This window comes from Streptacidiphilus carbonis (assembly GCF_000787775.1).
Taxonomy (GTDB): domain Bacteria; phylum Actinomycetota; class Actinomycetes; order Streptomycetales; family Streptomycetaceae; genus Streptacidiphilus; species Streptacidiphilus carbonis.
Map to the genome: position 1 here is coordinate 146,647 of NZ_BBPM01000007.1, position 13,770 is coordinate 160,416.

General features: G+C 72.0%; 10 protein-coding genes. 6 read left to right on the top strand and 4 right to left on the bottom strand.

What is annotated here, in order from left to right; genetic code table 11:
* The 4 genes from TR46_RS07995 to TR46_RS08010 form a co-directional block, all read right to left on the bottom strand.
* The coding region (locus TR46_RS07995) for an NCS2 family permease (RefSeq protein ID WP_042396208.1) at window positions 1-1,312 on the bottom strand (1,312 nt) is incomplete at its 3' end.
* A gap of 331 nt (window positions 1,313-1,643) precedes the next feature.
* Window positions 1,644-3,986 carry a xanthine dehydrogenase subunit D gene (gene pucD / locus TR46_RS08000; protein ID WP_042396210.1) on the bottom strand — a complete coding sequence of 781 codons (2,343 nt, stop codon included), beginning with the start codon at window positions 3,984-3,986 and terminating at the stop codon, window positions 1,644-1,646.
* 26 nt (window positions 3,987-4,012) lie between these two features.
* Window positions 4,013-4,504, bottom strand: coding sequence for a (2Fe-2S)-binding protein (locus tag TR46_RS08005; protein ID WP_042395992.1), 492 nt, complete (start codon window positions 4,502-4,504; stop codon window positions 4,013-4,015).
* On the bottom strand, window positions 4,501-5,409 hold the full coding sequence (locus tag TR46_RS08010) for an FAD binding domain-containing protein (protein ID WP_042395995.1): 909 nt from the start codon (window positions 5,407-5,409) through the stop codon (window positions 4,501-4,503). Before TR46_RS08010 ends, TR46_RS08005 begins: the two co-directional genes overlap by 4 nt.
* Before the next feature lie 280 nt (window positions 5,410-5,689).
* Between TR46_RS08010 and TR46_RS08015 the strand changes: the two genes are divergently transcribed.
* From TR46_RS08015 to TR46_RS08040, 6 genes are all read left to right on the top strand, one after another.
* The gene (locus tag TR46_RS08015; protein WP_052432615.1) at window positions 5,690-7,720 is read left to right on the top strand and encodes a M3 family metallopeptidase; all 2,031 of its coding nucleotides are present in this window, start codon (window positions 5,690-5,692) and stop codon (window positions 7,718-7,720) included.
* A 169-nt stretch (window positions 7,721-7,889) separates the two neighbouring features.
* Window positions 7,890-9,464 (top strand): PucR family transcriptional regulator, encoded by a 1,575-nt coding sequence (locus tag TR46_RS08020; RefSeq protein ID WP_042395999.1) that lies wholly within the window; start codon window positions 7,890-7,892, stop codon window positions 9,462-9,464.
* 97 nt (window positions 9,465-9,561) lie between these two features.
* Complete coding sequence (locus TR46_RS08025) at window positions 9,562-10,569, top strand: sugar ABC transporter substrate-binding protein (RefSeq protein WP_042396001.1); 1,008 nt, start codon at window positions 9,562-9,564, stop codon at window positions 10,567-10,569.
* A gap of 68 nt (window positions 10,570-10,637) precedes the next feature.
* The gene (locus TR46_RS08030) at window positions 10,638-11,609 is read left to right on the top strand and encodes an ABC transporter permease (RefSeq protein ID WP_084718096.1); all 972 of its coding nucleotides are present in this window, start codon (window positions 10,638-10,640) and stop codon (window positions 11,607-11,609) included.
* Entirely contained in the window at window positions 11,606-12,490 is an 885-nt protein-coding gene (locus TR46_RS08035) for an ATP-binding cassette domain-containing protein (RefSeq protein WP_042396007.1), read from the top strand. Before TR46_RS08030 ends, TR46_RS08035 begins: the two co-directional genes overlap by 4 nt.
* 151 nt (window positions 12,491-12,641) lie before the next feature.
* Window positions 12,642-13,700 (top strand): ROK family glucokinase, encoded by a 1,059-nt coding sequence (locus tag TR46_RS08040; RefSeq protein ID WP_042396214.1) that lies wholly within the window; start codon window positions 12,642-12,644, stop codon window positions 13,698-13,700.
* Window positions 13,701-13,770: the final 70 nt, after the last annotated feature.

Consider the following 13,770-nt stretch of genomic DNA (forward strand, 5'->3'; position numbering starts at 1 on the left):
GCATCAGGGCGATGGTGAGGAAGGCCGGGACGGCCACCTCGCGGTCGCCCCAGTCGATGTGGCGGGCCTGGCTGAGCATCATCGAGCCGATGACCACCAGGGCCGCCGCGGCGACCTGGCCGGGGACCATCCCGGCCAGCGGGGTGAAGAAGAGCATCGCCGCGAAGACGGTGCCGGTGATCACGCTGGCGAAGCCGGTCCTGGCGCCGTCGCCGACACCGGTGGCCGACTCGATGAAGACGGTCTGGCCGGAGGCGCCCGCGACGCCGCCGATCATGCCGCCGGCGCCGTCCACCAGCAGGGCCTTGGACAGGCCCGGCATCCGGCCCTGCTTGTCGGCCAGTCCGGCCTCGTTGCCGATGCCGATGATGGTGGCCATGGCGTCGAAGAAGCCGGCCAGGACCAGGGTGAAGACCGCGAAGCCGGCGCTCAGCGCGCCCATGCTGTGCGCGCCGAAGGCGCCGAATACGTCGATGTGGCCGAAGAGCCCGAAGTTCGGTGCGGAGACCGGGTTGCCGGGCCACTTGGGCACGGACAGGCCCCAGGTGCTGGCGGGCAGGTTCAGCGCCGCCTGCAGGATCAGCGAGAGCACGGTGCCGATGGCGATGCCGATCAGGATCGCGCCGCGGACCTTGCGGACCTGGAGCACGAAGATCGACAGCAGCGTGATGGCGAAGATCAGCACCGGCCAGCCGGAGAGGTTGCCGATGGCGCCCAGCTGGACCGGGGTGTCGGAGTGCGCCGAGTCCGGGACCCGGCTCACGAAACCGGCGTTGACCAGGCCGATCAGGGCGATGAACAGTCCGATGCCGATGGTGATCGCGTGCTTGATCGCCAGCGGGATGCCGTTCATGATCATCTCTCGGAGGCCGGAGACGACCATGATCACGATCAGCAGGCCGTAGATCACGCAGAGACCCATCGCCTGCGGCCAGGTGACATGGGGGGCCATGACCGCGGCGAGGGTGTTGGAGACGCTGAGACCGGCGGCCGCCGCGAGCGGGGCGTTGCCGACCACGCCGAGCAGGATGGTGGTGACCGCGGCCGCCAGGGCGGTGGCGGTGGTGACCTGAGCGTGGTTCAGATGGCCGCCGTTGACGTCCGCGACCGAGAGGATGAGCGGATTCAGCAGCAGGATGTAGGCCATCGCCATGAAGGTGGTGAGGCCGCCGCGGATCTCGTTGCCGATGGACGAGCCACGGGCACTGATCTTGAAGTAGGCGTCCAGCGCACTCTTCGGCGCCGGGCTTGCCGGGGACGCGTCCGCGTCGTGCTCGGCAGAGACTCTGGATTCCGTGGGGATCTGGGTCACGGGTTCCACTCCCAAGGTTCATAGGGGGTTGGGGTGGGGCTCGCGGCCGGCCTGGTGGCCCGTCTGGTGGGGGAACAGGGGACGGTGCGGCTCGCACTTGGTGCTTTCGCTGTCCGGCCGTACTGCTCCGGCGAGAGCGGTGTACGGGCGGTGATGCTGATCCGGTCGTGCGCGGGGCGCTGCGCGGGGTGGTGCGCAGCGTGGTGGTGCAGGTGGTGCAGGTGGTGCAGGTGGTGCAGGTGGTGCAGGTGGTGCGCTGGGTGGTGCAACCCCGGGGCGGGGCTGTGGGAAGACAGGACGACCGCCCCGGGGAGGTTCATGTGATGGCTCCTCAGGTCCCGGTGATGTGCTCGGGACGGACCGGCACCCGGTTCAGGGCCAGGCCGGTCGCGGCGCGGATGGCCGAGACGATTGCCGGGGTGGAGGAGAGGGTGGGGGCCTCGCCGACGCCGCGCAGCCCGTACGGGGCGTTGGGGTCGGCCAGCTCCAGGATCTCCACCGGCTGCGGCGGGGTGTCCAGGATGGTGGGGATCAGGTAGTCGGTGAAGGAGGGGTTGCGCACCTTCCCGTCCCTGGTGATGATCTCCTCCATCACGGCCAGGCCGAGGCCCTGGGTGGAGCCGCCCTGGATCTGCCCGATCACCGACAGCGGGTTCAGCGCCTTGCCGACGTCCTGCGCCGCGGCCAGCTCGACCACCTTCACCAGGCCCAGTTCCACGTCCACGTCCACCACCGCGCGGTGTGCGCAGAAGGTGTACTGGACGTGGCCGAAGCCCTGCCCGGTCTCCTTGTCGAAGGGGACGGTGGGCCGGTGGTGGTGCTCGCGGGTCAGGTCGATCGCCTGGTCGCCGAGCAGGTCCACCATGGAGATCAGCACGCCGGCCGAGGCGGAGACGACCTTGCCGCCGATCAGCGAGAGGTCGTTGTAGGTCCAGCCGTAGCGCGAACGCCCCAGGTTGAACAGCTCGTTGCGGACCGCCTCGGCGGCTAGTTTCACCGCGCCGCCGGTCATGTAGGTCTGCCGGGAGGCGGAGGTGGAGCCCGCCGAGCCGACCTCGGTGTTGGCCGGGTGGATGGTGACCCGCTCCACGCCCAGCTCGGTGCGGGCGATCTGGCCGTGCACGGTGACGCCGCCCTGGCCGACCTCGGCCATCGCGGTGTGCACCATGGCGACCGGCTCGCCGCCGATGACCTCCAGCCGGACCCGGGCGGTGGAGTAGTCGTCGAAGCCCTCGGAGAAGCCGACGTTCTTCAGCCCCACCGCGTAGCCGACGCCGCGGACGATGCCCTCGCCGTGCGAGGTGTTCGACAGCGCGCCGGGCAGCTCGCGGATGTCCAGGTGGGTCGTGTCCAGGGCCGGCGGCAGCGGCAGGTCCTTGACCTTCTGCAGCAGCTCGGCGACGGGCGCCGGGGCGTCGATGACCTGGCCGGTGGGCAGGTGCGAGCCCTGCGAGACGGCGTTCAGCTGGCGCAGCTCCACCGGGTCCATCCCCAGCTTCGCGGCCAGCCTGTCCAGCTGGGTCTCGTAGGCGAAGCAGGCCTGCACCGCGCCGAAGCCGCGCATCGCGCCGCAGGACGGGTTGTTGCTGTAGAGGGCGATGGCCAGCACGTTGACGTTGGGGATCTCGTACGGTCCCACGCTCAGCGAGGAGGCGTTGCCGACCACGGCCGGGGAGGCGGAGGCGTAGGCGCCGCCGTCCAGCACGATCCGGGCGTCCATGTAGACGAGCTTGCCGTCGCGGGTGGCGCCGTGCTCGTAGCGCATCTTCGCCGGGTGGCGGTGGACGTGCCCGAAGAAGGACTCCTCGCGGGAGTACACGATCTTGACTGGCTTGCCGGTGCGCTGCGCCAGCAGGCAGGCGTGGATCTGCATGGACAGGTCCTCGCGGCCGCCGAAGGCGCCGCCGACGCCGGCCAGGGTGAGCCGGACCTTGTTCTCGGGGAGCCCGAGCACCGGTGCGACCTGCTCGCGGTCCACGTGCAGCCACTGGGTGGCGATGTAGAGGTCGATGCCGCCGTCCTCGGCGGGCACCGCCAGGCCGGACTCCGGGCCGAGGAAGGCCTGGTCCTGCATGCCGACCTCGTACTCGCCGACGACCACGACATCGGCCATCGCCCGCACGTCCTCGTTCACGCCGAGGCCGGAGACGACCTTCTGCGAGTGCACGATGTTGCCGGAGGCGTGGCCGCGGTACTCGTGCGGCTCGTGGACGTAGCCGTGGGTCTCCGGGTCCAGGCACTGCTCCTCGGTGGTGATCGGGGGCAGCACCTCGTACTCGACCTTGATCTTCGCCAGCGCGCGGCGCGCGGTCTCCGGGTGGTCGGCGGCGACGATGGCCACCGCCTCGCCGTGGTAGCGGACCTTGCCGAAGGCCAGCGCGGGCTGGTCCTGGATCTCCAGGCCGTAGTACTTGGATCCGGGGATGTCCTCGTGGGTCAGCACCGCGTAGACGCCGGGCTGGGTCAGCGCCTCGGTGGTGTCGATGGAGAGGATCTTCGCGTGGGAGTGCGGCGAGCGCAGCGCCATCCCCCACAGCATGTCCTCGTGCCACAGGTCGGACGAGTAGGCGAACTCGCCCTTGACCTTCAGCGTCCCGTCCGGGCGCAGCGGGGAGCCGCCGATGCCGTCCGGGTGGGCGGTGGTGATCTCCTGGAGGTTCTTCTCGCCGCGGATCGTGCGCGTGGAGGAGTTGCGGGCACTCACTGGGACACCTCCGAGGCGTCGCTGCACTTGCGGGCGGAGGCGAGGCGGACGGCGTCCATGATCTTCTCGTAGCCGGTGCACCGGCAGAGGTTGCCGGACAGGGCCTCGCGGATGTCGCTGTCGCTGGGCTGCGGCTCGCGCTCCAGCAGGTCGTGGGTCTGCACCAGCAGCCCGGGGGTGCAGAAGCCGCACTGGACGGCGCCGGCGTCGATGAACGCCTGCTGCACCGGGTCCAGCCCGCTCTCGTCGTCGGCCAGGCCCTCGACGGTGCGGACCTCGCGGTCCTGCACCTGGCCGGCCGCCACCAGGCAGCTGCAGACCGGCGCGCCGTCCAGGTAGACCGTGCAGGAGCCGCACTCGCCCTGCTCGCAGGCGTTCTTGGAACCCGGCAGGCCCAGCCGCTCGCGCAGCATGAACAGCAGGCTCTCGCCCTCCCAGACATCGTCTGCCTCGACCGGACGGCCGTTGGCGTTGAAGGTCACCCTCATGCTGCTGCGCTCCTCAGGGACTGCGTGTACTCGTTCCAGGTCCAGGTCAGGGTGCGCCGGGCCATCACCGCGAGGGCGTGGCGGCGGTAGGCCGCGCTGCCGCGCACGTCGTCGATGGGGGAGGCGGCGGCGGAGACCAGTTCGCCGAAGCGCTGGACGGCGGCCGGGCCGATCAGGCCGCCGCTCTCCCACAGGCCGCGCGAGGCGAGCTCGTCCGCGAGGAACTGCTCGGCCTCGGCGGCGCGGCGCGGGGTGGGCGCGGCGGAGCCGATGCCGGTGCCGACCGTGCCGTTCTTGGGGTGCAGCGCGAAGCCGAACGCGCAGACCGCGATGACCATGGCGTTGCGGGTGCCGATCTTGGAGAACTGCTGCGGTCCGTCGGCGACCGGGATCCGGATCGCCCGGATCAGCTCGTCCGGCTCCAGGCTGTTGCGCTTGACCCCGACGTAGAAGTCGTCGATCGCGATCAGCCGGGTACCGCGCACCGACTCGGCCTCGACGAAGACGTCCTTGCCGGCCGCCAGCAGGGCGGGGTGGGCGTCACCGGCGGGGGAGGCCCCGCCCAGGTTGCCGCCCACGCTGCCCCGGTTGCGGATCTGCGGGGAGCCGACCGTGTTGCCCGCGATGGACAGGCCCTGCAGCGGCCCGGACAGCTCCTTGGTGATCCTGGCGTAGGGCACGGCGGAGCCGAGCCGGATCACCTCGCCCTCCTGGCCCTCGTAGGTCCCCGACTCCCACGTGGTGAGCTCGGTGATGCGGTTCAGGTCGAGCAGGGCGCCGGGGCGGTGGCGGTCGAAGTTGAGCTCGACCATCACATCGGTGCCGCCGGAGATCGGCAGCGCGGACGGGTTCTCGGCCTTCGCCGCGAGTGCCTCGTCCCAGGTGGCGGGCCGCAGGAACTCCATGCGGTGACTCCTTCGTCAGACGTGCGGTGTGTCGTGCTGTGGGGGGTCCACCGGGGGGTGGGCTTTCGGCTGCGTTGCCGTGATGCGGGGTTGTGAGCAGTACACAAGCGTCAAGGGGTGTGTCGGCAGTCACTGATGGCATGAAGCCCCCGGTACGGACCCACCGGAAGCGCTGTACTTTTCTCCAACGCCTCGCCGGCTGTTCACGCGGACGTCACCGGCAGGACCCGTGCGGGAATTGGGGAGCTGGGCTGCCACCCCGAGGCGTAGTGTCTGGCGGATGAGCAACCCCTTCCTGAGCCCCAGCACGCTGCCGTTCGAGCTGCCGCCCTTCACGGAGATCCGCGAGGAGCACTACCTGCCCGCGTTCGAGGCGGGCATGGCCGAGCAGCTCGCCGAGGTCGCCGCCATCGCCGGCAGCCCCGAGCCGCCGACCTTCGAGAACACCATCGAGGCTCTGGAGCGCTCAGGCGCGGTGCTGAACCGGGTGTCGCTGGCCTTTTTCAACGTCACCTCCTCCGACACCAGCCCCGTCCTGCAGGCGGTGGACGCGGAGACCAGCCCCCGGCTGGCCGCGCACAGCGACGCGATCAACCTGGACCAGGCCCTCTTCGCCCGGATCGACGCGCTCTACCAGCAGCGCGCCGAGCTGCGGCTCGACCCGGAGTCGGAGCACGTCCTGGAGCGCTACCACGCCCGCTTCGTCCGGGCCGGGGCCCGGCTCGGGGAGGCCGAGCGGAACCGGCTGAAGGAGATCAACGCCGAACTGGCCTCCGCGCAGACCGCCTTCGAGCAGAACGTCTTCGCCGACACCCGGGCTGCGGCGCTGGTCCTGGACACCGCCGATGAGCTGGCCGGACTCCCCGCGAGCGCGATCGCGGCGGCCGCCGAGAACGGGACGGCGCTGGGGCACGACGGCAAGTACGTGCTCAGCCTGAAGAGTTACAGCAACCAGCCCGAGCTGGAGTCCTTGGACGATCCCACCGTCCGGCGCCGGCTGCTGGCCGCCTCGCTGGGACGCGGAGCCGCGTCCAACCCCGCGCTGATCCGCCGGATGGTGGTGCTCCGGGCCGAGCGCGCCGCGCTGCTGGGCTTCGAGAGCCACGCCGACTACGTGGTCAGGGACCAGACCGCGGGCACGGTGGAGGCGGTCGAGTCCATGCTGACCGGACTGGTCGGCCCGGCCGTCGCCAACGCCCGTCGGGAGGCCGAGGCACTGGCGGCCGAGGCCGGGGTTGAGCAGATCGAGGCCGCCGACTGGAAGTACTGGTCCGAGAAGGTCCGCAAGGCCCGCTACCAGGTCGACGCCTCGGTGATGCGGCCCTACCTGGAGCTGGAGTCGGTGATCCGCAACGGCGCGTTCTTCGCCGCCGAGCAGGTCTACGGGATCACCTTCACCGAGCGCACCGACCTGGCCGGCTACCACCCGGAGGCCCGGGTCTTCGAGGTGACGGACGCCGACGGCAGCCCGATCGGCCTGTTCATCGGCGACTGGTTCGCCCGTGAGTCCAAGCGCGGCGGCGCCTGGATGAACGAGCTGGTGACCCAGTCGCACCTGCTGGACCGGCGGCCGGTGGTGGTCAACAACCTCAACATCGTCAAGCCGCCGGCGGGCGAGCCCGCGCTGCTCAGCTGGGACGAGGTCACCACGCTGTTCCACGAGTTCGGCCACGCGCTGCACGGGCTGCTCTCCGACGTGCGCTACCCGCTGGTGGCCGGGACGGAGGTGGCCAGGGACTTCGTCGAGTACCCCTCGCAGGTGAACGAGATGTGGGCCGAGTGGCCGCTGGTGCTCGACAACTTCGCCAGGCACCACGTCACCGGGGAGGCCATGCCGGCCGGTCTGGTCGAGCGGATGAAGCAGGCCGAGGCCTTCGGTGAGGGGTTCCGCACGGTGGAGTACCTGGCCGCGGCGCTGCTCGACTGGGCGTGGCACACGGTCCCCGCCGAGGAGGCTCCGCACGGGACCGCGGCCGCGGTGGAGGCGTTCGAGCGGGCGGCGTTGGAGCGGTACGGGGTGGCCATGCCGGAGATCCCGGTGCGGTACCGCAGCGGCTACTTCGCGCACATCTTCTCCGGCGAGTGGTACGCGGCCGGGTACTACGGCTACATCTGGTCGGAGGTGCTGGACGCGGACACGGTGGAGTGGTTCAAGGAGAACGGGAAGACCATCCGGGAGAGCGGGGAGATCTTCCGCCGGGAGCTGCTGTCGGTGGGCGGGAGCAAGGACGCGCTGGCCGCGTTCGCGGCGTTCCGGGGGCGGGGGCCGGAGGTGGAGCCGTTGCTGGTTCGGCGGGGGCTCGCCAGGTGACCGAGCCGTGACCGGGTGATCCTTGGGGGGTGGTTGATGTTCGCGCACGCTTTTCAGCAGGCACAGCCCCGCGCCCCTATCGGGGCGCTGGGGTTGCTGCCCGGAGGGTTGGGTCGGGTAACGTGCGCGGTTGCCACAAAACGTCAACCTGCAACCTGGAGGTACCGCCGTGCGGATCGGAGCACTGCTCGCGCCTGCCGCGCCGCGGTTGCGGCTGCTGGCGGGGCGGGAGGAGCTGGACCGGGTGGTCTCCGGGGTGATGACCACCGATCTGCACGATCCCGGGCGGTACCTGCAGGGCGGGGAGCTGGTGCTCACCGGGATGCTGTGGCGCACCGGCGCCGAGGACTCGGAGCGGTTCGTCCGGGGCCTCGCCGCCGCCGGCGCGGTCGGTCTGGCGGCGGGCGAGGCCGAGGTCGGGCCGGTGCCCGAGGACCTGGTCGCGGCCTGCGAGCGGCATCGGATGCCGCTGTTCGCGGTGCCCGAGGACGTGGCCTTCGCGCAGCTCACCGAATACGTGGTGCGCCAGGTGTCGGCGGACCGGGCCGCCGACCTGTCGGCGCTGGTGGACCGGCACCGGGCGCTGGTCTCCGCCAGCGGCGGGGCCGGTCTTGACGCGGTGCTGGAGCTGCTCGGCGGCGACCTGGACCTGGACTGCTGGGTGCTCACCCCCAGCGGCCGGGTGGTCGCCGGACCACCCGAGCGGCTCAACGACGCCGAACGGGACCAACTGGCCCGGGCGCACCTGGACGGCCAGCGCCGCCGCCCCGGCCCGTCGGTCCGGGCCAGGGTCGGCAACCGGCAGTTCTCGCTGCTGCCGGTGGCCGGGGAGGGCACCGGGCTGCTGGCGCAGTGGCTGCTGGCGGTCGAGGGCGATGTCACCGAGTGGACGCCCAAGCGGCAGCAGCTCGCCGAGAACCTGGCCAGGCTGGCCGGGGCCGAGCGGGAGCGCCGGGACGAGAGCCGCAGGCTGCGGATCCGGCTGGCCGACGAGGTGATCACGCTGCTGCAGCGGGACGCGCCGCCGGAGGAGCTCGGCCGGGCCCTGGAGGCCTCGCTGGCGATGGCGCAGAGCGCCGGTGGGAGCGCGGCCCCGGAGCACTGGGTGGTGGTCTCCGCCGAGGGCCACGGCCTGCCCGAGGGTGCCGCCAGGGCCGCCCTGGTGGAGGCGCTGACCGGCGCCGACGACCGGGCGCTGATCGGCGGCGGCGGGACCGGGGCGATCGTGCTGGTCCCCGAGCCGTCCGGCGGCGCGTCCTTGGCGGAGCGGCTGCGGGGGCTGTTGGGGCCGCTGGAGGCCGGGCTGGGCGCGGACGGACGGCTGACCCTGGGGGCCAGCGCCCCGGCCGCCTCGACCGGCGGGCTGCGCGGCGCGCTGGAGGAGGCCCGGCACGCCCGCCGGATCGCGGCCTCCCGGGTCGGCCGGATCTGCGTCAGCGGCCCGGAGGAGCTGGCCTCGCACGTGCTGCTGCTCGCCGCCGTCCCCGACGAGGTGCGGCGGGCCTTCCGCAGCAGGCTGCTGGACAAGGTCATCGGCTACGACCTGGAGCACCAGGCGGACCTGGTCCGCACCCTGGGCGCCTTCCTGCGCTACGACGGCTCCTGGACCCGCTGCGCCGCCGCGCTGCACGTGCACGTCAACACGCTGCGGTACCGGATCGGACGTATCGAGGAGCTGACCGGGCGGGACCTGTCCAAGCTGGAGGACCGGGTGGACTTCTACCTGGCCCTGGAACTCTCCTGAGCTCTCCTGACCGTTCGGGACATTTCGCCTGACGCCCAGTCACCCGGGCGGGCGAACGCGGACGGCGGCCGACCGTCCGGCACCGCAGACTGGGGCCATGCGCCGTCCCCTGCCGTTCGCCGCCGCGCTGGCCGCGGCCCTGCTGCTGTCCGGCTGCAGCAGCACCGGCGGGCTGCGCGCCGAGGAGGCCGCCCGCTCCTCGGCCGCGGCCGGGGGCGGATCCGGGGTCGGCACCCCGCGCTGGACCTTCGCCATGGTCACCCACGCCGGCAGCGGCGACTCCTTCTGGGACACCGTCCGCAAGGGCTCCGAACAGGCCGCCGCCAAGGACAACATCACCTTCGTCTACTCCAACGACGCCAACACCGCCAACCAGGTGCAGTTGGTTCAGGCCGCCGTCGACCAGAAGGTGGACGGGCTGATCGTCACCCTGGCCAAGGGCGATGCGATGAAGGACGTGCTGGCGCGGGCCGAGGCGGCCGGGATCCCGGTGATCAGCATCAACTCGGGCGAGCAGTACGCGGCGAAGTTCGGCGCGCTCACCCATGTCGGCCAGGACGAGTCCACGGCAGGGAAGGCCGCCGGGGCCGAGCTGAGGCAGCGCGGGCGCAAGAACGTGCTGTGCGTCATCCACGAGCAGGGCAACGTCGGCCAGGAGCAGCGCTGCAACGGCGCCAAGGCGGACTTCGGCGGCCCGCTGCAGGTGCTCTACGTCAACGGCACCGACCTCCCCGACGCCAAGGCGGCGATCGCCGCCAAGCTGCAGGCTGACCCGTCGGTGGACACCGTGCTGACGCTGAGCGCGCCGCTGGCCGCCACCGCGCTGCAGGCGGTCACCGAGGCGGGCCGGGCGGGCGGCAGCACCGAGACCGACACCTTCGACCTCAGCAGCCAGGTGGTCGCCGGGCTGCAGGCCGGGACGGTCGGATTCGCCGTCGACCAGCAGCCCTATCTGCAGGGCTACGAGGGCGTGGACCTGCTCTGGCTCTACAAGTACAACCTCAATGTGCTGGGCGGCGGCAGCCCGGTGGCGACCGGACCGCAGATCCTCACCCGGAAGGACGCGCCCGCGCTGGCCCAGTACGTGGCCAGGGGCACCCGGTGACCGGCCCCGACCTGCTGGCGGCGGGGGAGGACGAGCGGCTGGCGCCGCGCTCCGGGGTGCGCCGGCTGATGGGGCGTCCGGAGCTGGGGGCGCTGGTCGGGGCGGCGGCGGTGTTCCTCTTCTTCGCCGTCGTCACCAGCACCTTCATCACCGCCGGGGCGCTGGGCACGGTGCTCTACTCGGCCTCCACCATCGGCATCATGGCGGTGCCGGTGGCGCTGCTGATGATCGGCGGCGAGTTCGACCTGTCGGCCGGGGTGCTGGTGACCACCGCGGCGCTGGCCTCGTCCATGGTCTCGTACCAGTTCACCGCGGTGACCTGGGTCGGGGTGGCGGTCTCGCTGCTGGTCACCCTGGGCATCGGGCTGTTCAACGGCTGGGTGCTCACCCGGACCCGGCTGCCCAGCTTCATCGTCACCCTGGGCACCTTCCTGATGCTGACCGGCGCCAACCTGGGGGTGACCAAGCTGGTGGACGGCACGGTGGCGACCAAGTCCATCGCCGACATGCAGGGCTACCGCTCCTGTGCCTGGCTGTTCGCCGGCTCGTTCACCGTCGGCGGGCTGACCGTGCGGGCGACCGTGTGGTGGTGGCTGGGGCTGGTCCTGGCGGCCAGTTGGATCCTGCTGCGCACCCGGTTCGGCAACTGGATCTTCGCCGTCGGCGGGGACGCCGACGCGGCGCGCGCGGTGGGGGTGCCGGTCGGGCGGACCAGGATCGCGCTGTACCTGGGGGTGGGGCTGTGCGCCTGGATCCTGGGCCAGCACCTGCTGTTCTCCTTCGACACGGTGCAGTCGGGGGAGGGCGTCGGCAATGAGCTGATCTACATCGTCGCGGCCGTCATCGGCGGCTGCCTGATCACCGGCGGCTACGGCTCGGCGGCCGGCTCGGCGCTGGGCGCGGCGATCTTCGGGATGACCAGCAAGGGCATCGTCTACGCCCAGTGGGACCCGGACTGGTTCAAGTTCTTCCTGGGCGCGATGCTGCTGCTGGCCACCCTGCTCAACTCCTGGGTGCGGCGCCGGGCGGAGCGCGGATGACCGGCCCGACGCAGGCGGACGCGGTACAGGCCGACCCGGCGCCGGCCGCCCCGCTGCTGGAGCTCACCGGGATCGGCAAGAACTACGGCCATGTGCTGGCGCTGCGCGACGTGGACCTGGTGGTCGAGGCGGGGGCGATCAGCTGCGTGCTGGGCGACAACGGCGCCGGCAAGTCCACCCTGATCAAGGTGGTCGCCGGGCTGCACCCGCACGACGCCGGCTCGTACCGGATCTCCGGCGAGGAGGTCAGGCTCTCCTCGCCGCGGCAGGCGCTGGACCGGGGCATCGCCACCGTCTACCAGGACCTGGCCGTGGTGCCGCTGATGCCGGTCTGGCGCAACTTCTTCCTCGGCTCGGAGCTGCAGCGCGGCCGGGGGGCGACCGCCAGGCTGGACGTCCCGGCGATGCGCGCCACCGCCCGGGAGGCGCTGCTGCGGATGGGCATCGACCTGCGCGACGTCGACCAGCCCATCGGCACCCTGTCCGGCGGCGAGCGGCAGTGCACCGCCATCGCCCGCGCCGTCCACTTCGGGGCGAAAGTGCTGGTCCTGGACGAGCCCACGGCCGCGCTGGGGGTCAAGCAGTCCGGGGTGGTGCTCAAATACGTCGCCTCCGCCCGGGATCAGGGGCTGGGCGTGGTGCTGATCACCCACAACCCGCACCATGCCCACCTCGTCGGAGACCGTTTCCTGCTGCTGAAGAGGGGCAGGACAGCAGGGAGCCACACCAGGGCGGAGATCACCCTGGAGCAGCTGACGGCCGAGATGGCCGGAGGCTCCGAACTCGCCGAACTCAGCCATGAGCTGCGGCGCGCCGGGGTACTACGATCACTCGGGGAACGACCCCCGGACCCGCCCGGACCCCCTGGGCGGCCGGCATAGAGTCGGCGGACTCCGCGCAGTCGGCCGGAGGCGTGCCGGCAGACCCCGGTGAAGGAACGGAACCGACGACGTGACGAACCCGCGCAGTCCCTACATCCGCGCCACCGGCCTCCGGGCCTCCGGCCTGGACTTCTCGGCACGGGGCGGCTCGGTGGGACGCCGCACCCCGCCGCGCCGCGACGGCGCCCCCCGGCCCGGACTGCTGCGGCTGCCCACGGTGGGCATCGACATCGGGGGCACGAAGATCGCCGCCGGGGTGGTGGACGGCGAGGGGCGGATCCTGGAGCAACTGCGCACCGAGACCCCGCACAAGAGCAAGAGCCCCAAGGTGGTCGAGGACACCATCACCGATCTGGTGCTGGCACTCGCGGACCGTCACGATGTGCACGCGGTGGGCATCGGCGCCGCCGGATTCGTCGACTCCGACCGGTCCAGGGTGCTCTTCGCCCCGCACCTGTCCTGGCGCAACGAACCGCTGCGGGACGCCCTCAGCTCCCGGCTCCGGCTCCCGGTGGTGGTCGAGAACGACGCCAACGCCGCCGCCTGGGCCGAGTGGCGCTTCGGGGCCGGGGCCGGCACCGACCATCTGGTGATGGTGAACCTGGGCACCGGCATCGGCGGCGCCATCGTCCGCGACGGTTGGCTGGAGCGCGGGCGGTACGGCATGGCCGGGGAGTTCGGCCATATGACCGTGGTGCCGGGCGGGTTGCGCTGCCCGTGCGGCAACCGCGGCTGCTGGGAGCAGTACTCCTCCGGCAACGCCCTGGTCCGTGAGGCCAGGGAGTTGGCCGCCGCCGAGTCCCCGGTCGCCCAGCCGCTGCTGGACCGGGTCGACGGGGACGTCGGCCTGATCACCGGGCCGCTGGTCACCGAGGCGGCGCAGCAGGGCGACGCGGTGGCGGTCGAACTGCTCCAGGAGGTCGGCCACTGGCTCGGCCTGGGCATCGCCAATCTGGCCGCGGCTCTGGACCCGGGCCGCTTCGTCGTCGGCGGCGGGGTCTCGGCGGCCGGCGAGCTGCTGATCGGCCCGGCCAGGGAGGCCTTCCGGCGCAACCTCACCGGTCGCGGCTTCCGACCCGAGGCGGACATCGTGCTGGCCCGGCTGGGCAACGAGGCCGGACTGGTCGGCGCGGCGGACCTGGCCAGGCAGGTGGCGCGGCGGTTCCGCACGGTCAAGCGAAGCAGGGTCGAGCGCCGAACCGGGAGATGAGACGTCGCCGAGCCAGCCGGAAACCGCTACGCTCGGCGATTACGCCGGGTTACAGCGAGCACTTCCATTA